The organism is Halomonas sp. MCCC 1A11062 (assembly GCF_021404355.1).
Lineage (GTDB): Bacteria > Pseudomonadota > Gammaproteobacteria > Pseudomonadales > Halomonadaceae > Halomonas > Halomonas aerodenitrificans.
The window spans coordinates 1-20,395 of the sequence record NZ_JABFTW010000012.1 but is presented as its reverse complement, the minus strand read 5'-3'; the positions used below and the strand labels follow the sequence as shown (position 1 = coordinate 20,395).

General features: G+C 65.5%; 17 protein-coding genes. 12 read left to right on the top strand and 5 right to left on the bottom strand.

The features are described 5' to 3' along the window. Position 1: 1 nt before the first annotated feature. The 4 genes from HOP58_RS13945 to HOP58_RS13930 all read left to right on the top strand — a co-directional run bounded on the left by HOP58_RS13945 (position 2) and on the right by HOP58_RS13930 (position 5,417). On the top strand, positions 2 to 1,042 hold the full coding sequence (locus HOP58_RS13945; protein WP_234254970.1) for a nitronate monooxygenase: 1,041 nt from the start codon (positions 2 to 4) through the stop codon (positions 1,040 to 1,042). Positions 1,043 to 1,084: 42 nt separating this feature from the next. Beyond that, positions 1,085 to 2,815 carry a VRR-NUC domain-containing protein gene (locus HOP58_RS13940; protein ID WP_234260632.1) on the top strand — a complete coding sequence of 577 codons (1,731 nt, stop codon included), beginning with the start codon at positions 1,085 to 1,087 and terminating at the stop codon, positions 2,813 to 2,815. Beyond that, positions 2,812 to 5,133, top strand: a complete 2,322-nt coding sequence (locus HOP58_RS13935; protein ID WP_234260631.1) for an ATP-dependent DNA helicase — start codon at positions 2,812 to 2,814, stop codon at positions 5,131 to 5,133. Before HOP58_RS13940 ends, HOP58_RS13935 begins: the two co-directional genes overlap by 4 nt. Positions 5,134 to 5,237: 104 nt before the next feature. Beyond that, positions 5,238 to 5,417: a PLDc N-terminal domain-containing protein gene (locus tag HOP58_RS13930; RefSeq protein ID WP_010627671.1), complete on the top strand. Its 180-nt coding sequence runs from the start codon at positions 5,238 to 5,240 to the stop codon at positions 5,415 to 5,417. A 39-nt stretch (positions 5,418 to 5,456) separates the two neighbouring features. Here the strand turns inward: HOP58_RS13930 and HOP58_RS13925 are convergent, their stop codons facing one another. From HOP58_RS13925 to HOP58_RS13915, 3 genes are all read right to left on the bottom strand, one after another. Continuing rightward, positions 5,457 to 5,663: a DUF3565 domain-containing protein gene (locus tag HOP58_RS13925; RefSeq protein WP_010627672.1), complete on the bottom strand. Its 207-nt coding sequence runs from the start codon at positions 5,661 to 5,663 to the stop codon at positions 5,457 to 5,459. Between the two features lie 26 nt (positions 5,664 to 5,689). Next, positions 5,690 to 6,217 carry a GspH/FimT family pseudopilin gene (locus tag HOP58_RS13920; RefSeq protein ID WP_010627673.1) on the bottom strand — a complete coding sequence of 176 codons (528 nt, stop codon included), beginning with the start codon at positions 6,215 to 6,217 and terminating at the stop codon, positions 5,690 to 5,692. Positions 6,218 to 6,333: 116 nt separating this feature from the next. Beyond that, positions 6,334 to 6,597, bottom strand: coding sequence for a PP0621 family protein (locus tag HOP58_RS13915; protein WP_010627674.1), 264 nt, complete (start codon positions 6,595 to 6,597; stop codon positions 6,334 to 6,336). Between the two features lie 95 nt (positions 6,598 to 6,692). Here HOP58_RS13915 and HOP58_RS13910 point away from each other — a divergent pair, with 95 nt between their 5' ends. After that, positions 6,693 to 8,324, top strand: a complete 1,632-nt coding sequence (locus HOP58_RS13910; RefSeq protein WP_234260630.1) for an NAD+ synthase — start codon at positions 6,693 to 6,695, stop codon at positions 8,322 to 8,324. A 75-nt stretch (positions 8,325 to 8,399) separates the two neighbouring features. Here HOP58_RS13910 and HOP58_RS13905 read toward each other — a convergent pair whose 3' ends face one another. Further along, positions 8,400 to 9,221: an outer membrane protein assembly factor BamD gene (locus HOP58_RS13905; protein WP_234260629.1), complete on the bottom strand. Its 822-nt coding sequence runs from the start codon at positions 9,219 to 9,221 to the stop codon at positions 8,400 to 8,402. A 118-nt stretch (positions 9,222 to 9,339) separates the two neighbouring features. Here HOP58_RS13905 and rluD point away from each other — a divergent pair, with 118 nt between their 5' ends. From rluD to ilvN, 5 genes are all read left to right on the top strand, one after another. Continuing rightward, positions 9,340 to 10,299: a 23S rRNA pseudouridine(1911/1915/1917) synthase RluD gene (gene rluD / locus HOP58_RS13900; RefSeq protein ID WP_234260628.1), complete on the top strand. Its 960-nt coding sequence runs from the start codon at positions 9,340 to 9,342 to the stop codon at positions 10,297 to 10,299. Positions 10,300 to 10,308: 9 nt separating this feature from the next. Next, positions 10,309 to 11,064: a peptidoglycan editing factor PgeF gene (gene pgeF / locus HOP58_RS13895; RefSeq protein WP_234254960.1), complete on the top strand. Its 756-nt coding sequence runs from the start codon at positions 10,309 to 10,311 to the stop codon at positions 11,062 to 11,064. 178 nt (positions 11,065 to 11,242) lie between these two features. Further along, on the top strand, positions 11,243 to 13,825 hold the full coding sequence (clpB, locus tag HOP58_RS13890; RefSeq protein ID WP_234260627.1) for an ATP-dependent chaperone ClpB: 2,583 nt from the start codon (positions 11,243 to 11,245) through the stop codon (positions 13,823 to 13,825). Between the two features lie 513 nt (positions 13,826 to 14,338). After that, the gene (locus HOP58_RS13885; RefSeq protein WP_234260626.1) at positions 14,339 to 16,063 is read left to right on the top strand and encodes an acetolactate synthase 3 large subunit; all 1,725 of its coding nucleotides are present in this window, start codon (positions 14,339 to 14,341) and stop codon (positions 16,061 to 16,063) included. Next, positions 16,063 to 16,554 carry an acetolactate synthase small subunit gene (ilvN, locus tag HOP58_RS13880; RefSeq protein WP_010627682.1) on the top strand — a complete coding sequence of 164 codons (492 nt, stop codon included), beginning with the start codon at positions 16,063 to 16,065 and terminating at the stop codon, positions 16,552 to 16,554. The genes HOP58_RS13885 and ilvN overlap by 1 nt, the downstream gene beginning before the upstream one ends. Before the next feature lie 84 nt (positions 16,555 to 16,638). Here the strand turns inward: ilvN and ilvY are convergent, their stop codons facing one another. Then, a complete protein-coding gene (ilvY, locus tag HOP58_RS13875; RefSeq protein ID WP_234260695.1) occupies positions 16,639 to 17,526 on the bottom strand; it encodes an HTH-type transcriptional activator IlvY in 888 nt (295 codons plus the stop codon). A 179-nt stretch (positions 17,527 to 17,705) separates the two neighbouring features. Between ilvY and ilvC the strand changes: the two genes are divergently transcribed. Together ilvC and pssA are read left to right on the top strand one after the other, a co-directional pair. Then, positions 17,706 to 18,722, top strand: coding sequence for a ketol-acid reductoisomerase (ilvC, locus tag HOP58_RS13870; RefSeq protein ID WP_234260625.1), 1,017 nt, complete (start codon positions 17,706 to 17,708; stop codon positions 18,720 to 18,722). 155 nt (positions 18,723 to 18,877) lie between these two features. Next, entirely contained in the window at positions 18,878 to 19,756 is an 879-nt protein-coding gene (pssA, locus tag HOP58_RS13865) for a CDP-diacylglycerol--serine O-phosphatidyltransferase (RefSeq protein ID WP_010627685.1), read from the top strand. Positions 19,757 to 20,395 lie beyond the last annotated feature (639 nt).

The window sequence follows — 20,395 nt, the reverse complement described above, 5'->3', positions numbered from 1 at the left end:
CATGAATCTGACTCGCCGGCTCGGCATGGAGCTTCCCATTCTTCAGGCGCCCATGGCCGGCGTGCAGGGCGCCGAGCTGGCCGTGGCCGTGAGCGAGGCGGGAGGGCTTGGCGCCTTGCCCTGCGCCATGCTCACACCCGAGGCCATGGTGGATGAGCTCCAGCGCATTCGCGCCGCCACCGCGCGGCCCCTCAACGTCAACTTCTTCTGTCATGCGTCGCCGGTGCCGGACGAGACGCGGCTGGCGCGCTGGCATCGGCTGCTGGCGTCTTACTACGCCGAGTACGGCCTCGATATCGACAGCGTGCCGGCCGGTCCCGGGCGGCGTCCGTTCGATCAGGCGGCGTGCGATGCCCTGGAGCACTTCCGCCCCGAGGTGGTCAGCTTCCATTTCGGCCTGCCGGAGGCGGCGCTGATCGAACGGGTCAAGGGCTGGGGGGCCGTGGTGCTCTCGTCTGCCACCACCGTCGAGGAGGCACGCTGGCTCGAGGCCCATGGGGCCGATGCGATCATCGCCCAGGGGCTGGAGGCGGGAGGCCACCGTGGCATGTTCCTCGACGAGGACGTCACCACCCAGCTCGGCACCTTTGCCCTGCTGCCGCAGGTGGTGGCGGCCGTGTCGCTGCCGGTGATCGCCGCCGGGGGCATCGCCGATGCGCGTGGGGTGGCGGCAGCACTGGCGCTGGGTGCCGAAGCGGTACAGGTCGGCACCGCCTTCATGTGCTGCCCCGAGGCCACCACCTCGGCGCTGCATCGCCGCGCGCTGCAGAGCGAGGCCGCGCGCCATACTGCGCTGACCAACCTGTACACGGGGCGCCCCGCGCGGGGCATCGTCACCCGGCTGATGCGCGAGCAGGGTCCGCTCAGCGAGGCGGCACCGGCCTTCCCGCTGGCCACTGCCGCCATCGCCCCGCTGCGCAGTGCCGCCGAGGCCGCGGGCAGCGCCGATTTCTCGCCGCTGTGGGCCGGACAGAACGCCAGCAGCTGTCGTGACGTGCCGGCGGCCGAGGTGGTGCGCGCTCTCGCCGCAGGTTTTAGCTGAGGCAGAGCTGGCGGGAGGCGGTGAGACTGATATCATGGATGCATGAACAGTATTTCAGGCTCCGCTGCAGCTACGGCCTCCCTCGACGACCCCTTCTACTACCTGGCGAACTTCCGTTTCGTCCTGGGCTGGGTGGGCACGCATCACGCCGACCTGCTGACCCGGGAGGAGCGTGGTCTTCTCGCCACGTTCGACGCCTTCCCGCAGCCGTCCCAGGCGCTGCTGGTGCGCATGGTGATGCGCAAGGGAGAGCTCTTTCGTACCGGTAGGCTCGTCTATCCCGAGATCGGCGACACCGAGCGCGCCCTGGCGCCGCTGGTGGATGCCGGCTGGGTCGAAGCGGATCCCGAGCTGGGGTTCGCCGAGCTGTTTCGTCTGCTGCGCCTGGCCGAACTGCGCCGGGCGCTGAAGGCGGAGATCGCCGCGGCGGGGCTCGCTCCCGGAGCGAGCAAGACGGCAATCAGCGAGGCGTTGTCGGTGCAAGAGTTCCAGGCGAAGAGCCTGAGCGAATGGTGGCCGGAGACGAGTGAGGCCCTGAACGGCGAGCGCATCGTGCGGCTAGCGGTGATGCCCTGGTGCGACCGCCTGCGGCTGATGTTCTTTGGCAACCTGCGCCAGGACTGGGCCGAGTTCGTGCTCGCCGAGCTCGGCCTGCAGCGCTTCGAGCGGGTGCCGCTGACGCCCGGCTCCCGCGCCTTCCAGCGTCGTGAAGAGGTCGATGCCTACCTGGCGCTGCATGCGTTGCGCGAGCGCCTGGAGCAGGGCGAGCCGCTTGCTGCGCTGATGACCGACTTGCCGAGCGTGCCGGAGGAGAACGCCTGGCTGGCGCAGCGGCGAGGCAGACTGGCGTTCCTGCTGGGCCAGGCAGCCGAACGCAGCGGCCAGCAAGCCCTGGCCCTGCAGCTCTATGCCGAAAGCGGCGAGGGCGCGGGCGGCCAGGTGGAGGCGCGCATACGCCACCTGCGGCTGCTGGAGCGGCTGGGTGAGTACCGCCAGGCGCATGCGCTGGCCAGCAGGGCATGGACAGCGGCCGTCGGCGAGCAGGAGCGCCAGGCGCTGGCACGTCTGCTGCCCAGGCTGTGCCGGCGACTGGAGCTGGCGCCGCCGAGCCGCGAGCCCGACGCTGCCGTTCGGCGTCTCGATCTCTGCCTGCCCATGGCCGGCTCGGTCGGCGTCGAGCGCGCCGTGGCCGAACACCTGAGCCGTCCCGAAGCACCGGTTCATTACGTCGAGAACGCGCTGCTCACCGGCCTGTTCGGCCTGCTCTGCTGGCCGGCACTGTTCGCGCCGCTGCCGGGCGCCTTCTTCCACCCCTTTCACGTCGGCCCGGCGGATCTCTATCGCGATGACTTCGTCGCGCGTCGGCGTGAGCGCTTCGATGCCTGCCTGGCGCGTCTCGACGACGGCAGCCACGGTGAGGCGATATGGCGCGTCTGGCACGAGAAACGCGGCCTGGCGTCTCCCTTCGTCTATTGGGACGCGCTCGAAGAGGGCTTGCTGGAACAGGCCCTGGCCTGTATTCCGGCAACGCAACTGCGGGCCTGTTTCGCACGCCTGCTCGCCGATCTCAAGGCCAACCGTGCCGGTCTGCCCGATCTGATCCAGTTCCTGCCCGAGGCGGCCAGTGGCGAGCCCCGCTATCGCCTGATCGAAGTGAAGGGGCCCGGCGACCGGCTGCAAGACAACCAGCGGCGCTGGCTGGCGTTCTTCCAGGCTCAGGGCATCGAAGCCGTGGTCTGTCACGTGACCTGGCGGCAGGATGGGGCATCATGAGCGCTGCCGCGACGAGTGGCGAAGCGCCGCTCTATCGCGTGGCGGTGCGGGCGCTGTGTGACTTCACCGCCCGCGAGGGCGATCTCGACCTCCGCTTCACCCCTTCGCCCAGCGCTCGCGAAGGTATCGCAGGCCATGCCCTGGTGGCGGGGCGCCGTGGTCAGAGCTATGAGCGCGAGTTGGCCCTGAGTGGGCATTACCGCGGCCTGGCGGTCAGCGGGCGGGCCGACGGCTTCGACCCGGCGCTGAACCGCCTCGAGGAGATCAAGACCCATCGCGGCGATCTCTCGCGCATGCCTGCCAATCAGCGCGCTCTGCACTGGGCCCAGGTCAAGGTCTACGGGGCGCTGCTGTGCGCCGAGCGGGGACTCGATGCGTTGACCCTGGCGCTGGTCTATTTCGATATCGGCAGCGAGCGCGAGACCCTGCTGACCGAGCAGGCCAGCGCCACCGAGCTCACCGTCTTCTTCGAGGCTCAGTGCGAACGCTTCCTGAGTTGGGCCGAGCAGGAGGCTCACCATCGCCAGGCCCGCGATACTGCTCTGACCGGGCTGAGCTTTCCCCACGCCGAGTTTCGCCCCGGGCAGCGCGAGCTGGCTGAGGGCGTCTACAAGTCGGCGGCCACCGGGCGCTGTTTGCTGGCCCAGGCGCCCACGGGTATCGGCAAGACCGTGGCCACGCTGTTTCCGACCCTCAAGGCGATGCCGCGCCGGCAGATCGACCGGCTCGCCTTTCTGACCATGAAGACGCCGGGCCGGCGCCTGGCGCTGGAGGCGATGGTGCAGTTGGGAGCCGCCGGTGACTGCGATGAGTGTCAGGAGGAGCGCCTGCCGCTGCGGGTGCTGGAACTGACGGCGCGCAGCAAGGCCTGCGAGCACCCGGACAAGGCGTGCCATGGCGATGCCTGTCCGCTGGCCGCCGGCTTCTACGACAAGCTGCCCGCCGCGCGCCAGGCTGCGGTCGAACGCGGCTGGCTCGACCGCGAAGCACTGCGCGAGGTGGCTCTGGAGCATGGGGTGTGCCCTTACTATCTGGGCCAGGAGCTGGCGCGCTGGAGCGATGTCTGCGTGGGCGACGTCAATCACTACTTCGACGTCTCGGCGCTGCTGCACGGCCTGGCCCAGGCCGATGGCTGGCGCCTGGCGCTGCTGGTAGACGAGGCCCACAACCTGGTGGAGCGGGCCCGGGGCATGTACAGCGGGGAGCTGGACCAGCACGCTTTCGCGACGCTGCACCGCAGTGCCCCTGCGCCGCTGGTGAAGCCCCTCGGCCGGCTGATGCGCCAGTGGCAGGCACTGGTGCGTGAGCAGGGCGGCGCCGACGAGGGGCAGCGGGGCCGCCCCGCCTACCAAGTACTCGATGGCCTGCCCAGCCGCCTGGTTGGCACGCTGCAGCAGGTAGCCACGGCGATCGGCGACTATTTGGCCGAGCATCCCGGCGGCGCCGATCCGATGCTGCAGGAGCGGCTGTTCGATGCCCTCGGCTTCGGCCGTCTGGCCGAGTCGTTCGGCGAGCATTCTCTGTGTGATCTCAGCCGTCATGGCCGTGGGCGCGCGGTGCTGGGGCTGCGCAACCTGATACCGGCCGATTTCCTGGCGCCGCGCTTCGCTCAGGCCCACAGCTGCGTGCTGTTCTCGGCGACGCTGTCGCCGGCACACTACCATCGTGACTTGCTGGGGCTGCCGGACGACTGTGTCTGGCAGTCGGTGGCCTCGCCGTTCCGCGGCCACCAGCTGGCGGTGCGCATCCAGGGCGGCATCTCGACGCGGCTGCGCGACCGAGAGGCCTCGCTCGACCCCATTGTCGCCGAGCTGGCCGGGCAGTACCGCCAGCGCCCAGGGCTCTACCTGGCCTTCTTCAGCAGTTTCGCCTACCTGGAGGCGGTGGCCGAGCGGCTCGTGCAGCTTCATCCCAATTTGCCCCACTGGCGTCAGACCCGCGGCATGCGCGAAGACCAGCGGGATGCCTTCCTGGCCCGCTTTCGCTCGGGCGGGCAGGGCATCGGCTTCGCGGTGCTGGGCGGGGCCTTCGGCGAGGGTATCGACCTGCCCGGCGAGCGGCTGATCGGTGCCTTTATTGCCACCCTCGGTCTGCCGCCGTTCGATCCTTTCAATGAAACCCTCAAGGCCAGGCTCGAAGCGCGGTTCGGCAGCGGCGATGCCTACGCCTATCGCATTCCGGGACTGATCAAGGTGATTCAGGCCGCCGGTCGGGTGATTCGCAGCCCCGAGGACCGCGGCACGCTGGTGCTGATGGACGATCGCTTTCGGCGTGCGGAGGTGCGCCGGCTGTTCCCCGACTGGTGGCAGCTCAGCTGAGATGAGTTACCTGATATTACCTGGTGTAACAGTTTCGGATTGTTACCTTCACAGCCGCGTGCTACTTCTTGAACAACACTGACCGCTGGACAAGGAGATGTCTGATGGGAATCGAAGTAGGCGGCCTTTTGGGTCTGATCTGGCTGATCATCCTGGTCTGGGCCATCGTCAAGGTGGCCAAGAGTCCGGCCGGCCCCATTGCCAAGCTGCTGTGGATCATCGTATTGCTGCTATTCCCGCTGGTGGGGCTGATCATCTGGCTGCTGATGGGACCCAAGGGGTAGCGGGCTCAATGAGGAGCGGTGCCACGGTGCGGGGCCGGGTCATGGATTGTCCCGTGGTTCGCCCCGCTCGCATTTCAGACATTCGAGTTCGAGGCCGAGGCGCGTACGCCGCCCGGCCTCGGTCATGACCCAGGGGCGTTCTATCCAGGGCGGCTGGTGGCGCACGTGCTGGTTGTGACCGCATGCCAGTTCCGCGACCCAGTGCCCTTCGTCATCCCGGTGGTAACCTACGATGGCTTGTCGCATTTTTCTGCTCGTCAGGTTTGGCGGGCTCAGCAGCTGATGGCGTTGCCTGCGCGCACTCTGCCGAAATTGCTCAGTACCAGCTCGGCACCCTGCCCATGCCGACCGCAGATGCGGAAGGTGCCGTTGTGTCCCGACGATCGACCCAGTTGGGTGAAGCGTACCGGCTTGCCATCCTGGCGATAGCTGACGCTGACGCCGCGGCCATCCTCGAGCACCCTGAGCAGGGCGTCCGGGGCGAAGTCGCTGCCCGACAGCGGGCCGAGCACGATGGCCAGCGGAGCGCTCCAGTCGTCCATGTGGCAGCTTTGCCGGTCCGGGCTGGGGCAGACGATGACCGTGCTGCGTCGGGTAATGGCGCTGTTGCGTCCCAGCACGAGAGCCGTGCGCAGGCGGTGCGCTTCAGCGACCACTTCCTGGCGGGCGTGCATCGCTTGTAGGCCGGGCACCGCCCATCCCATCAGGATACCGGCCACGACGATGACCACCAGCAGTTCGATCAGGGTCAGGCCACGTTGGCGTGGGGTAGTGAAAGCCGTAGCGTGAGCCGAATCCATGGCGCTCTCCTGAGTGGCGTCCTCGCATGAGGCATCCACTCTAGTCGAGCTGGGCAGAGCGTCTATCAGTCATCGCCGATGGAGTATGTAGGCGATTGCCGCTACGGCCTGACAGCTTACTCCTCGGGGCGCTGCTCCTGCAGATAACGGTCGCGATGGGCACTGCTGCAGAACCATTCGCCCTGGTCGCGCAGCGCCTCGCTCTCCGGCACGTGCACTTGGCACCAGCTGCAGCGCACCATCTGGTTGCCTTCCTGGTGCGATTCATCCTCCAATTGCCCTTCGCGGTCGAGCTTCCACTCGCGGTACATGCGATAGAGTTTGAGGCCGGCGAAGAACAGCACGGCGAAGATGATCAAGCGAATGAGCAATAGGTTCATCCTTTTCTGGCTCCCTTCTGGGTTGGCGGCTTTGCCAGCCGGACGCCCTTGCGGGACAATGGCATGACATCGATTCTCAAGAGATTCCTACGCCCATGCAAGACTTGACGCTGGTGATGGCGCAGCTGGACCCGCTGGTGGGTGACATTCCCGGCAACGCCGAACGTGCCATCGAGGCCGTGCGCGAGGCACGCATCGAGCACGGTGCCGACATCGTGGTGTTTCCCGAGCTGTTCCTGAGCGGCTATCCGCCCGAGGATCTGCTGCTGCGTCCTTCCATGGAGACCCGCCTGCGCGAGGCGCGTTCGCGCATGGCGGCCAAGATGTCCCGCGACGTGCTGGTGATCATCGGCTATCCCGGCCGCCGCGAAGGGCTCGGCTACAACCTGGCCGGGCTGCTCTACAACGGTGAGTGGATCGGCGAATACGCCAAGCAGGTGCTGCCCAACTATCAGGTCTTCGATGAGCGGCGCTATTTCGCCACCGGAGAGCAGAGTCTGGTCCTGGAACACAAGGGAGCCAAGCTCGGCGTGCTGATCTGCGAGGATCTGTGGGACGGCGCGCCGGTGCGTGCCGTACGCGATGCCGGCGCCGACATCGTCGTCACGCTGAATGCCTCACCCTATCACCAGGACAAGCCGGCCGAACGCCTGCGCCTGCTCGAGCAGCGTGCCGCCGAGGTGTCGCTGCCGCTGGTCTACGTCAACACCATCGGCGGCCAAGACGAACTGGTATTCGACGGCGGCTCGGCCTGCGTCGATGCCGGTGGCCAGATCAGGGTGGTCGCGCCCTACTGGCAGGCGGGGCTGATGCCGGTGCAGTTCGTGCAGGAGAGCGGCGCCTGGGTGCCGGTGGAGGGCGAGATCGAGTCCCTCGAGGAGCCCGAGGAGAGTCTCTACTGTGCGCTGGTCAGCGGCGTGCGTGACTACGTCAACAAGAGCGGCTTCGAAGGCGTGGTGCTGGGGCTTTCCGGCGGCATCGACTCGGCCCTCACCCTGGCTATCGCCGTGGATGCGTTGGGGCCGCAGCGGGTGCATGCGGTGATGATGCCCTACCGCTACACCGCTGACATGTCTCAGGAGGACGCCGCCGAGCAGGCCCGGCTGCTCGGCGTGCACTATGAGGTGCTACCCATCGAGCCGATGGTCGACGCCTTCATGGCCACACTGGCCGGCACCTTCGCCGGCACCGAGCGCGATACCACCGAGGAGAACCTGCAGTCGCGCTGTCGCGGCGTGCTGCTGATGGCGATCTCCAACAAGAAGGGCCTGATGGTGCTGACCACCGGCAACAAGAGCGAGATGGCGGTGGGCTACGCCACGCTCTACGGCGACATGGTGGGCGGCTACAATGCGCTCAAGGACGTCTACAAGACCTGGGTCTATCGTTTGGCCCGCTGGCGCAACGAGCAGGCCCCGGCGATTCCCGAACGGGTGATCACCCGGCCGCCTTCGGCCGAGCTGGCGCCGGGGCAGCAGGACACCGACTCGCTGCCCGACTACGATACGCTGGATGCCATACTCATGCGCTACATCGAGGGCGACATGAGCGCCGAGGCGATCATTGAGGCCGGCTTCGAGCGCGACGACGTCTATCAGGTGGTCAAGCTGGTCGATCGCAACGAGTACAAGCGGAGGCAGGCGCCGGTGGGCGTGCGGGTAACCCCGCGCGGCTTCGGACGCGACCGTCGCTATCCCATCGTCAACGGCTGGCAGCCCGGCGACTGACCGAGCCGGAGCGCCCAACGCAAGAACCCGCGAGCTTGCTCGCGGGTTCTTGGTTTTCAGCCGGGGCTGACGGACTCAGGCGGAGAGCGACTGGGCGCGCACGTGCTGCGGCTGGAAGGTACGGCCCCGCAGGCGCTCGTTGCCGGGATCGTTCTGAATCAGCACCTGCAGCACTTCGCGGGCGCGGTCGCGCATGTCGAGCCCCAGGTAGCCCTCGACCATCACGGCCAGCGCATCGCGGGTGGCCTCGGCTTCCGGATAGTTCTCGACGACCCAGCGGCCGCGCTCCACGGCGGCCAGATAGGCGCCCTTGCGCAGGTAGAAGTCCGCCACGTGCAGCTCGTGACGGGCCAGCACGTTGCGCAGGTAGACGATGCGCTGCTCGGCGTCGGGAGCGTATTCGCTGGCCGGGTAGCGCGATACCAGCTCGCGGAAGTCGGAGTAGGCGTCGCGAGAAGCGCCCAGGTCACGCTTGGAGATGTCGATCAGGCGCAGGCGCTCGAGGCTAAAACGGCCCGCCTGCCAAGAGGACAGCCCGCGCATGTAGAGCGCATAGTCGGCCTGCGGATGAGTGGGATGCAGACGGATGAAGCGGCTGGCTGCGGCGCGGGCGGCTTCCCAGTCCTGGGTCTGGTAGTAGGCGTAGATCAGCTCGAGCTGGGCCTGTTCGGCATGACGCCCGAAGGGATAGCGCGTATCGATGGCCTCGAGGCGCGTAATGGCGGTGGTGTAGCGGCCGCCTTCGAGCGCGTCGCGCGCCTCGTCGTAGAGCTGCTGTTCGGCGACGCCTTCGAATTCGTCTTGTTCTTCCGTGCCGGACCTGCCGGCACAGCCCGTGATCAGGGCGGCGGCCAGAAGCAGGGCGACAAGGCGTGTGGCGATGGGGGAAACGCGCATCGTGATCCTCGTATCTAACAACTCGTGTCGGCCATGGTAGAATTGGCCATAACCCGTCCACTATAAAGCACCTCGCGCCAAAACGCAGTCCGAGGATGCTCTCCAACGACAGTCCATCATGCCCCAGACCGTGGAAGCCCAGCAGCGTGTGCCCATCTCCCTGGCCGGCAGCCGTCTCGACCAGGCCGCCGCCGAACTCTTTGCCGACCATTCCCGCGAGCGGCTCAAGGGCTGGATCAAGGCGGGCGCACTCACCGTGGATGGCCGACCGGGCAAGCCCAAGGACAAGATGGCCGGCGGCGAGTGGCTCGAGCTGGTGGCCACGCTCGAGGAGGAGACTCGCTTCGAGGCCGAGGACATCCCTCTCGACATCGTCCACGAGGACGATGAGGTGCTGATCATCGACAAGCCGGCCGGCCTGGTAGTTCACCCAGCCGCCGGAAATCCCGATGGCACCCTGCTCAATGCCCTGCTGCATCACTGCCCCGGTCTTGCTGCCGTGCCGCGTGCCGGTATCGTGCACCGGCTGGACAAGGACACCACCGGCTTGATGGTGGTGGCCAAGACCCTGGCGGCCCAGACCGCCCTGGTGGAGCAACTGCAGGCCCGCACCATGTCACGCGAGTACGATGCGGTCTGCGTCGGCGTGATGACCTCCGGCGGCACCGTGGATGCTCCCATTGGCCGCCACCCCAAGGATCGCAAGCGCCAGGCGGTCCACCCCAGCGGCAAGCCGGCGGTGACCCACTATCGGGTGGTCGAGCGTTTCCGCACCCACACCCACGTGCGCTGCCGGCTCGAGACCGGGCGCACTCACCAGATTCGTGTGCACCTGGCCCATCGGCGCTTCCCGCTGGTGGGCGATCCGGTATACGGTGGACGCCTCAAGCTGCCGGCCGCAGCCAGCGAGGGGCTCAAGACGCTGCTGCGGGAGTTTCCCCGGCAGGCACTGCATGCCCGCAAGCTGGCCTTTTTGCACCCTGCCAGCGGCGAGACGGTGGAGTTTCGGGCGCCGCTGCCCGACGATCTGCTGCTGTTGATCGATTATCTGCGTAACGACCACGAGGTCATGCGCTGAGGAGCCTGGATGAGCGATGCCCCCCACCTGCAACCGACCCTGATCGAACCCGACTGGCCGGCGCCGGCCAATGTCGGCGCGTTCGTCACTACCCGCGAGAGCGGCCCCAGCCAGGGGGAGTTCGCCTGTTTCAATCCGGCCGATCAGGTGGGCGACAATCCGGCTCACGTGGCGCTGTGCCGCCGTTTGCTGGCCGATGAGATCGACGACGAGCGGCCGCTGCTGTGGCTTCGGCAGGTGCATGGTGCCCGGGTGCAGTCGAGCTATACCGACAGCGTACCCGAGGCGGATGCCTCGGTGGCCTTCGACCGCGGCCACGCCTGCGTGGTGCTCACCGCCGATTGTCTGCCGGTGTTCTTCTGCGACCGCACGGGAACCCGGGTGGGGGTGGCCCACGCCGGCTGGCGCGGCCTGGCCGGCGGCGTGCTCGAGGCGGCGGTGGCTGCGCTCGGCGTGCCCTCGGAAGAGATCATGGTCTGGCTGGGGCCGGCGATCTCCAATGCCCAGTTCGAAGTCGGTCCCGAGGTGCAGCGGGCGTTCGTCGGCATCCATCCCGAAGCGGCGGCGGCGTTCGACCCCAGCCCCTATCGCCTGGGTCACTACATGGCCGATCTCTACAAGCTCGCCCGTCTGCGCCTGGAGCGGCTGGGAGTCGCCCATATCAGCGGCGGTCACTTCTGCACCGCCTGCGAATCCCGCTTCTACTCCTACCGCCGCGACAACGGCAAGACCGGACGCATGGCCAGCGTGATCTGGTTGAGATGAAGATTCCTGCATATCGGTAAGCGGCTTCCGGGGCCGCTCTGATCTACGTCAACCTTCGCTTCCTTTCCCTGGCCGGCGACTTGAAAGCCGGCCACGCTGACTCCATTGAATCTGTCAACGATACGACAGGGCCAAGCGGCGCGTCCGAACGCGCCGCCACCCCGATGGAGGAAAGCGAATGCGTTTCGACAAGTTCACCGCCAAGCTGCAGAACGCCGTGGCCGACGCCCAGTCGCTGGCCGTGGGCCGTGGTCACAACCAGCTCGAGCCCGGCCACCTGCTGCTGGCGCTGCTCGATGCCCGTGACACCGGCATCAAGGCACTGATCCAGAAGGCCGGCGGCGACGCCGCACGGCTGCGTGACGCCCTGGTCGGGCATCTCGACGACCTGCCCAAGGTTTCCCAGTTCACCGGCGAGGTACAGCCCTCGCGGGACCTGATCAAGCTGTTCAACCTCACCGACCGCGAGGCGCAGAAGCGCGGCGATCAATACATCGCCAGCGAGCTGGCGCTGCTCGCTGCGCTGGAGCTGAACCATGCGGTGACCAAGCTGTTGACCCAGGCCGGCGTGACCCGCAAGGCGCTGGAACAGGCCGTCGACAGCGTGCGTGGCGGCGAGCGGGTCGACGATCCCAACGCCGAGGAGAGCCGCGAGGCGCTGGAGAAGTACACCCTGGACCTCACCGCGCGTGCCGCCGATGGCAAGCTCGACCCGGTGATCGGTCGCGATGACGAGATCCGCCGCACCATCCAGGTGCTGCAGCGGCGCACCAAGAACAACCCGGTGCTGATCGGCGAACCCGGCGTGGGCAAGACCGCCATCGTCGAGGGGCTGGCCCAGCGCATCGTCAACGGCGAGGTGCCCGAAGGGCTCAAGGACAAGCGCGTGCTGTCGCTGGACATGGGCTCGCTGCTGGCCGGGGCCAAGTTCCGCGGCGAGTTCGAGGAGCGCCTGAAGTCGGTACTCAAGGAGCTGGCCCAGGAAGAGGGCCGGGTGATTCTGTTCATCGACGAGCTGCATACCATGGTCGGTGCCGGCAAGGCCGAGGGCGCGATGGACGCTGGCAACATGCTCAAGCCGGCGCTGGCCCGCGGCGAGCTGCACTGCGTGGGCGCCACCACCCTCGACGAGTACCGCAAGTACATCGAGAAGGATGCCGCCCTGGAGCGGCGCTTCCAGAAGGTGTTGGTCGACGAGCCCAGCGAAGAGGATACCGTGGCGATCCTGCGCGGGCTCAAGGAGCGCTACGAGGTACACCATAAGGTCGACATCACCGACGGTGCCATCATCGCCGCGGCCAAGCTCTCGACCCGCTACATCACCGACCGCCAGTTGCCCGACAAGGCCATCGACCTCATCGACGAGGCGTCGTCGCGTATTCGCATGGAACTGGACTCCAAGCCCGAGGAGATGGATCGCCTCGACCGCCGTCTGATTCAGCTCAAGATGGAGCGCGAGCATCTCAAGAAGGAGACCGACGAGGCCTCGAGGAAGCGCCTCGAAAGCCTGCAGGAGCAGATCGATGAACTCGAGCGCGAGTACGCCGACCTCGATGAGATCTGGAAAGCCGAGAAGGCCAGCATCCAGGGGGCGGGGCAGTTCAAGGAGGAACTCGAGAAAGCCAAGATCGAGCTGGAGCAGGCGCAGCGCAAGGGTGACCTGACCCGCATGTCGGAGCTGCGCTACGGGGTAATTCCCGAGCTGGAGAAGAAGATCACCGAGTCCAGCGAAGCCGAGGCCGATACCTCGAAGCACAAGCTGCTGCGCTCCAGCGTCACCGAGGAGGAGATCGCCGAGGTCGTATCGCGTTGGACCGGTATCCCGGTGGCCAAGATGCTCGAGGGCGAGCGCGACAAGCTGCTGCGCATGGAGGAGGCGCTGCACCGGCGCGTGATCGGCCAGGAGGAGGCGGTCACTGCAGTAGCCAACGCCGTGCGTCGCTCCCGCGCCGGGCTCGCCGATCCCAACCGGCCCAACGGTTCGTTCCTGTTCCTCGGTCCCACCGGGGTGGGCAAGACCGAGCTGTGCAAGGCGCTGGCCAACTTCCTGTTCGACACCGAAGAGGCCATGGTGCGTATCGACATGTCGGAGTTCATGGAGAAGCACTCCGTGGCGCGGCTGATCGGTGCGCCGCCCGGCTATGTCGGCTACGAGGAGGGCGGTTATCTGACCGAGGCGGTGCGGCGCAAGCCCTACTCGGTGTTGCTGCTCGACGAGGTGGAGAAGGCCCATCCCGACGTCTTCAACATCCTGCTGCAGGTGCTGGAGGACGGGCGCCTCACCGACGGCCAGGGGCGCACGGTGGATTTCCGCAATACCGTGATCGTGATGACCTCCAACATGGGGTCGGACATCATCCAGCGTCTTGGCGGAGACGACACCAAGTACGAGGAGATGAAGCAGGCGGTGATGGACGTGGTGGGCATGCACTTCCGTCCCGAGCTGATCAACCGCATCGACGAGGTCGTGGTGTTCCACGCCCTGCGTCAGGCGCAGATCGAGGCGATTGCCGGCATTCAGCTCGACCGGCTGCGGGCACGTCTGGCCGAGCATGGCATGCAGCTCGAGGTCAGCGACGAGGCCATGGCCCAGCTTGCCCTGGCGGGCTTCGATCCGGTATTCGGTGCGCGGCCGCTCAAGCGGGCGATCCAGAGCCGTATCGAGAACCCGCTGGCGCAGGATCTGCTGGCCGGCCGCTTCGCTCCCGGCGACACCATTCACGTCGAGGTGGAAGAGGAAAAACTGGTGTTCCACCGCTGATACATAACGTTACGTATTGGCCGCTGCTCGATCCAGCAAACGGCTACACTACTAGTAGGTTGCGTCCTGTAACCCCCCTTGCCCGCCCGCACTAGCCGGCGGGTTTTTTTATCTCCTCAGCCTCCGTGTGGCGGCTCACGGTTGACACTTCCGCAAGGCTGTTGGAATCTTGAGCGTTCCTGATTTGCGGGCGCGGATTCCAGCGGGCAACCCCCCATCCCCGCGCGAAGGGTAGGCCACATTGGCCTCTACCCGCCGAAGGACTACCGGATGCGGCCAACCGCCGCTTCTGGCCAATGCCCCGACGCGGCGATCCGCCGTGATGGGAACGCCCGGCTACCGCTAGCGCGATCGGCCCAGTGCGTTCCCGATGAGAGTGCAGGCCCCAACAGGGCTAAATGCCAGGGTTTGGCATCAGGTGTCGGCTCGGCCGACAGCGGCATACCGCCGCACTCGAACCCGTGCCCATCAAGGGCGCGGATCGCACTCGAGACCTCCAGGGGAGATACACAAGTGGAATTGCTTTCCGGCGCGGATATGATCGCCCGATTCCTGCAGGATGAAGGCGTCGAATACATCTATGGCTATCCCGGCGGCGCGGCACTGCATATCTACGATGCACTGTTCCGTCAGGACAAGGTCAAGCACATCCTGGTGCGCCATGAACAGGCGGCCACCCATGCCGCCGATGGCTATGCCCGGGCCTCCGGCAAGCCAGGCGTGGTACTGGTCACCTCCGGCCCCGGTGCCACCAACGCCGTCACCGGCATCGCTACCGCCTACATGGATTCGATACCCATGGTGGTGCTGTGCGGGCAGGTGATGAGCCACCTGATCGGCGACGACGCCTTCCAGGAAACCGACATCATCGGCGTGACGCGGCCGATCGTGAAGCATAGCTTCTCGATCAAGCATCCGACCGAGATTCCCGAAGTGCTGAAGAAGGCCTTCTATCTGGCCGCGACGGGTCGACCCGGCCCGGTGGTGGTGGACATTCCCAAGGACATGACCGCTCCCACCGAGCGCTACGAGTACTTCTATCCGAAGAAGGTCAAGCTGCGCTCCTACAACCCGGTGGCGCGGGGCCATACTGGCCAGATCAAGAAAGCCGTGGAGATGATGCTCAAGGCCAAGCGGCCGGTCTTCTATACCGGCGGCGGGGTCATCACCGGGCGTGCCTGCGAAGGGCTCACCGATCTGGTCAAGCGGCTCGGCTACCCCATCACCACCACACTGATGGGTATCGGGGCCTATCCGCAGAGCGACAGGCAGTGTCTGGGCTGGCTGGGCATGCACGGCTCCTACGAGTCGAACATGGCCATGCACCATGCCGACCTGATCATCGCCATCGGCGCGCGTTTCGACGACCGCGTGACCAACAACACCTCCAAGTTCTGTCCCACGGCCAAGATCATCCATGTCGACATCGACCCCAGCTCCGTCTCCAAGACGGTGCGTGCCGACGTGCCCATCGTCGGGCCGGCGGCCAGCGTCATCGACGAGATGATCAGCCTGGTGCAGGGCAAGGAGATCGGCCATCCCGAGGCGCTGACCGAGTGGTGGCAGAAGATCGATGGCTGGCGCGAGGAGCGTCGCGGCAAGCTCTACGAGCCCTCGAAGCCCGGCGAGCAGCTCAAGCCTCAGGAGGTGATCGAGGCGCTGTGCGAAATCACCCGCGGTGAGGCCTATGTGACCACCGACGTGGGCCAGCATCAGATGTTCGCCGCCCAGTACTACAAGTTCGACAAGCCCAACCGCTTCATCACCTCGGGCGGGCTCGGCACCATGGGCTTCGGCTTTCCGGCGGCCATGGGCATCAAGCAGAACTTCCCGGACGAGCAGGTCATCTGTGTCACCGGCGAAGGCAGTTTCCAGATGATGATGCAGGAGCTCTCCACCTGTAAGCAGTTCGGTGGTGGGGTCAAGATCATCAATCTGAACAATGCCTCGCTGGGCATGGTGCGCCAGTGGCAGGATCTCAACTACAAGTCCCGCCACGCCCACTCCTATATGGAGTCGCTGCCGGATTTCGCCAAGCTGATCGAGGCCTATGGCTTCACGGCGCTGCGGGTGGAGACGATGGACGAGCTGCGCCCGGCGCTGGAACGCACCTTCGCCGACAAGCATGAGCTGGTGTTCGTCGATGTCATCGTCGACCCGCGCGAGCACGTTTATCCGATGCAGGTGCCCCTCGGCTCCATGCGTGACATGCTGCTTTCCAAGACGGAGCGGACCTGATGCGCCATATCATCTCGATTCTCATGGAAAACGAACCGGGCGCACTGTCTCGCGTGGTAGGGCTGTTCTCGCAGCGCAACTTCAACATCGAGACGCTCAACGTAGCGCCCACCGAGGACCCGTCGCTGTCGCGGCTGACCGTGACCACCGTCGGTGACGACCGGGTGATCGAGCAGATCACCAAGCATCTCAACAAGCTGATCGACGTGATCAAGCTGGTCGATCTCACCGAGGGCAACCACATCGAGCGCGAGCTGATGCTGGTGAAGGTCAAGGCGCTGGGGGCGGCCCGCGATGAGGTCAAACGTACGGTGGACATCTTCCGCGCACAGATCGTCGACGTCACGCCGAGCCTCTACACGGTGCAGATTACCGGGGACGCTCCCAAGCTCGATGCGTTCCTGCAGGCCATGGGGCCGGTGGGGATTCTCGAAGTGGCGCGGACCGGGGTGTCGGGTATCGCCCGCGGCGACAAGGTGCTTTCGCTCTGAGTTACGACTGCGTTCGTGACGTAAATCTACCTTCTGCAGTATGTCTAGCCGCCCTACGGGGCGGCTTTTTGTTGGCTGGCTCTGTCAGCGCTCCTCGACTTCGTCCCACAACGCCTGGATCAGAGGGCTCTTCAACTGGCGGTGGAGAACGCAAAGCCCGACATCGTAATGGGGCAGCTCGGGTTTCACCGGCAGTACCCGCACCCGCTGGGCCAAGGGGCTGTTGTCGAGCACGATCCGCGGCACCACGCCGATGCCGAAGCCGAGCCCCACCATGCTGACGATCGCTTCGTGACCGGCCACCTGGGCGTAGATGCTGGGTGGCACGCCCAGAGCGCGAAACCAGGTGTCCGTATACTCCCGTGACAGTCCCGCCTCGGAGAGAATCATCGGCACGTTGCGCCACTGCCCGATGGAAGGGGAGTCGGGCGTGGCGGGAACCCACTCGGCCTGGGCCATCGGGGCAATGAACACCAGCGGTGAGCGGGTCAGCGACTTGAAGGCCAGTCCGGCCGGCATGCTGCGGGGTCGCGGTGTGATGGCCATGTCCTCCTCTCCCGCCAGCACCCGCCCCATCGATTCCGCCGGATCGCCGGTATGCAGCTTGAGCTCGATACGCGGATGGCGCTGACGGACGTCGCTGAGCAGGTCGTAGAGGAAGCTGTAGCTGGCGGTGACTGAGCAGTAGATGCTGATTTCACCGGCAAGCTCGCCGGCCTGGCTGCCCAGGGCGTGGCGCAGCAACTCCCATTGGTGCAATGCCTCACGAGCATATTGCTGAAAGAGTTGGCCCTGGCGGGTCAGGGCGACATGGCGGTTGTCGCGCACGAACAGCGGCGCATCGAGCGTCTCTTCGAGCTGGCGGATCGTCCGTGAGAGCGTCGAAGGGCTGACGTGACAAAGCTCGCTGGCACGACCGAAGTGCAGCGTATCGGCCAGGGCGAGAAACTGCTTGAGGGGGCGCATGTCCATCGAGTGATTATTGCACATCATGGCATGTCGTGTTGCAAATATCGCATTTTACGCAACATGCGCATGGCGTTAAGGTAGCCACATCGAAAGAGCCGACTCCCAGCGCCGCGACAGACGGCGCGGGTGGCCGTCAACGCTGACACGACACTTCGCCAATCTTCGCTTCAGGAGCAATACGCATGCACGTCTACTACGACAAGGACTGTGACCTCTCCCTCATTCAGGGCAAGAAGGTCACCATCGTGGGCTACGGCTCACAGGGTCACGCCCATGCCAACAACCTCAAGGAGTCCGGTGTCGACGTCACCGTCACGCTGCGCTCGGGCTCTTCCTCCGCGGCCAAGGCCGAAGGGGCTGGCCTCAAGGTTGCGTCCGTCGAGGAGGCGTGCAAGGTGGCCGACGTGGTGATGGTGCTGGCGCCGGACGAAAATCAGAAGGCGATCTATGAGAACCAGATCGAGCCGAACCTGAAGCAAGGCGCCACCCTGGCCTTCGCCCACGGCTTCAACATTCACTACAACCAGATCGAGCCGCGCAAGGATCTCGATGTGATCATGGTCGCCCCCAAGGCGCCGGGTCACACCGTTCGCTCCGAGTTCGTCAAGGGCGGCGGTATTCCCGACCTGATCGCCATCCATCAGGATGCTTCGGGCAAGGCCAAGGAGCTTGCGCTCTCCTATGCCGCGGCCATTGGCGGCGGCCGTAGCGGCATCATCGAGACTACCTTCAAGGACGAGACCGAAACCGACCTGTTCGGTGAGCAGGCCGTTCTCTGCGGCGGCGCGGTCGAGCTGGTCAAGGCAGGCTTCGAAACCCTCACCGAAGCGGGCTACGCACCGGAGATGGCCTACTTCGAGTGTCTGCACGAGCTCAAGCTGATCGTCGACCTGATGTACGAAGGCGGCATCGCCAACATGAACTACTCCATCTCCAACAACGCGGAGTATGGCGAGTACGTGACCGGTCCCGAGGTGATCAACGAGCAGTCCCGCCAGGCCATGCGCAATGCACTCAAGCGCATCCAGACCGGCGAGTACGCCAAGATGTTCATCCAGGAAGGCAACACCAACTATCCCTCGATGACTGCCCGTCGTCGCCTCAATGCCGAGCATGAGATCGAGCAGGTGGGTGCCAAGCTGCGTGGCATGATGCCGTGGATCGCGGCCAACCAGCTGGTGGACAAGTCCAAGAACTGACTGTCCGTTTGGCGCATGTGTTGCACCCAAGGGCGCGGATTTTCCGCGCCCTTGGCGTTCTGGTGGTCCGCATGTGCACTGTCCGCTGCGATATCTCGGTGTAGAATGGTGATTAATACCTTCGGGTGAACCCATTCTGGCAATGGACGAGACGAATGAGTCAGGAGCCCCGCAACACCGAGCACGACAATTCCCGCGATGCCCCGGAGTCTTGCCCCACTGAGGGCAAGAGGGAGCAGCCGGCCGAAGAGGATCTGGCTGCCGCCTTCGTGCGTGAGACGGAGGTGATCGAAGAGTCGATCGAGAATGGCAAGAAGGTGCGGCGCAAAGGCATCTATCTGTTGCCCAACCTCTTCACCACATCAGCCCTGTTTGCCGGCTTCTTCTCGGTGGTGGCGGGTATCAACGGCGACTTCACCGCTGCTGCCGTGGCCATTTTCATCGCCATGGTGCTGGACGGGCTGGACGGACGGGTGGCTCGCCTGACCAATACCCAGAGCGCCTTCGGTGCCGAATACGACAGCCTTTCCGACATGCTCTCCTTCGGCGTGGCGCCGGCATTGGTGGCGTTTACCTGGATACTCCAGGACATCGGCAAGACCGGCTGGGTGGTGGCCTTTCTCTACGTCGCCTGTGCGGCGCTGCGGCTGGCACGCTTCAACGTCCAGCTCGGTAGCGTCGACAAGAAGTGGTTCATCGGCCTCCCCAGCCCTTCGGCGGCAGCCTTCGTGGCGGCCAGCGTCTGGACCTTCCACAGCTTCGATGCCGAGGCCTTCGGCTTCAAGCTGCTGATGCTGTTCGTGGTAGCAACCGCCGGTATCCTGATGGTCAGCAACATTCGCTACTACAGTTTCAAGGAAATCGATCTCAAGGGACCGGTGCCTTTCGTGGTGCTGCTGGCCATCGTGCTCGGCTTCGTGGTGATCTCGGTCGAGCCTTCGGTGATGTTGCTGCTGCTGTTCGGCGCCTACGTGGCATCCGGCCCGACGCTTGCCGCCATGCGCAAGATGAAACACTCACCGCCCTCGAGCTGAGTGGCTGCGTGATCTTCGACGCCCGCCCCGTGCGGGCGTCGTCGTCTTCACTCCTGGGGCAAAACCATCCACAGCCCCTCGCCGGTAAGCGCCTGTGGATAGCTCGTCCGCCCGCGTCTCGTCACCGCGTTGCCATCATCCTGAAATTTTTTTTACAGCCGCCCCTTGCGGGGCTCGGGGGAAAACCGTAAAGTACGCATCCGCTGCCGGTGACGAGCAACGTTGCAGGCGGTGGGAAGAGTGGTAAGTGGTTGTCGTTGTTTGAGTTTTCCGATTCGCTTCGCAAAATTCGCACTTGACGCCCGCAGCGGATTCGGTAGAATGCGCCCCACTCGAAAGCAGGTCCGTCAGCGGGCTTGCGGTCGCCGGCTTCGGCCGGTCTTCGATGTCAGGGTCACCTCGGTGACGGCCTCGAAGAGAGTTGACAAACTCCGGCGCTTCAGTAGAATACGCCTTCCTCGCAGGGCGCTGGCGAGGCCTCTCGGTCATAGGATCGACGGCCCCGACAGCAAGCGAGACGCTCTTTAACAATCGATCAGGTAATTCATGTGGGCGCTTGTCGATGAGGTGGTGAGAAGTCACACCATTTCAAGGCAAGCGACTCGTCGAGACCTTCGGGTCTTTTGAGAAGCTTTGACC

Bases quoted from the DNA above. Each gene is read 5' to 3' on its own strand.
- HOP58_RS13945 (WP_234254970.1), top strand. From the start codon at position 2: ATGAATCTGACTCGCCGGCTCGGCATGGAGCTTCCCATTCTTCAGGCG.
- HOP58_RS13940 (WP_234260632.1), top strand. From the start codon at position 1,085: ATGAACAGTATTTCAGGCTCCGCTGCAGCTACGGCCTCCCTCGACGAC.
- HOP58_RS13935 (WP_234260631.1), top strand. From the start codon at position 2,812: ATGAGCGCTGCCGCGACGAGTGGCGAAGCGCCGCTCTATCGCGTGGCG.
- HOP58_RS13930 (WP_010627671.1), top strand. From the start codon at position 5,238: ATGGGAATCGAAGTAGGCGGCCTTTTGGGTCTGATCTGGCTGATCATC.
- HOP58_RS13925 (WP_010627672.1), bottom strand. From the start codon at position 5,663: ATGCGACAAGCCATCGTAGGTTACCACCGGGATGACGAAGGGCACTGG.
- HOP58_RS13920 (WP_010627673.1), bottom strand. From the start codon at position 6,217: ATGGATTCGGCTCACGCTACGGCTTTCACTACCCCACGCCAACGTGGC.
- HOP58_RS13915 (WP_010627674.1), bottom strand. From the start codon at position 6,597: ATGAACCTATTGCTCATTCGCTTGATCATCTTCGCCGTGCTGTTCTTC.
- HOP58_RS13910 (WP_234260630.1), top strand. From the start codon at position 6,693: ATGCAAGACTTGACGCTGGTGATGGCGCAGCTGGACCCGCTGGTGGGT.
- HOP58_RS13905 (WP_234260629.1), bottom strand. From the start codon at position 9,221: ATGCGCGTTTCCCCCATCGCCACACGCCTTGTCGCCCTGCTTCTGGCC.
- rluD (WP_234260628.1), top strand. From the start codon at position 9,340: ATGCCCCAGACCGTGGAAGCCCAGCAGCGTGTGCCCATCTCCCTGGCC.
- pgeF (WP_234254960.1), top strand. From the start codon at position 10,309: ATGAGCGATGCCCCCCACCTGCAACCGACCCTGATCGAACCCGACTGG.
- clpB (WP_234260627.1), top strand. From the start codon at position 11,243: ATGCGTTTCGACAAGTTCACCGCCAAGCTGCAGAACGCCGTGGCCGAC.
- ilvN (WP_010627682.1), top strand. From the start codon at position 16,063: ATGCGCCATATCATCTCGATTCTCATGGAAAACGAACCGGGCGCACTG.
- ilvY (WP_234260695.1), bottom strand. From the start codon at position 17,526: ATGGACATGCGCCCCCTCAAGCAGTTTCTCGCCCTGGCCGATACGCTG.
- ilvC (WP_234260625.1), top strand. From the start codon at position 17,706: ATGCACGTCTACTACGACAAGGACTGTGACCTCTCCCTCATTCAGGGC.
- pssA (WP_010627685.1), top strand. From the start codon at position 18,878: ATGAGTCAGGAGCCCCGCAACACCGAGCACGACAATTCCCGCGATGCC.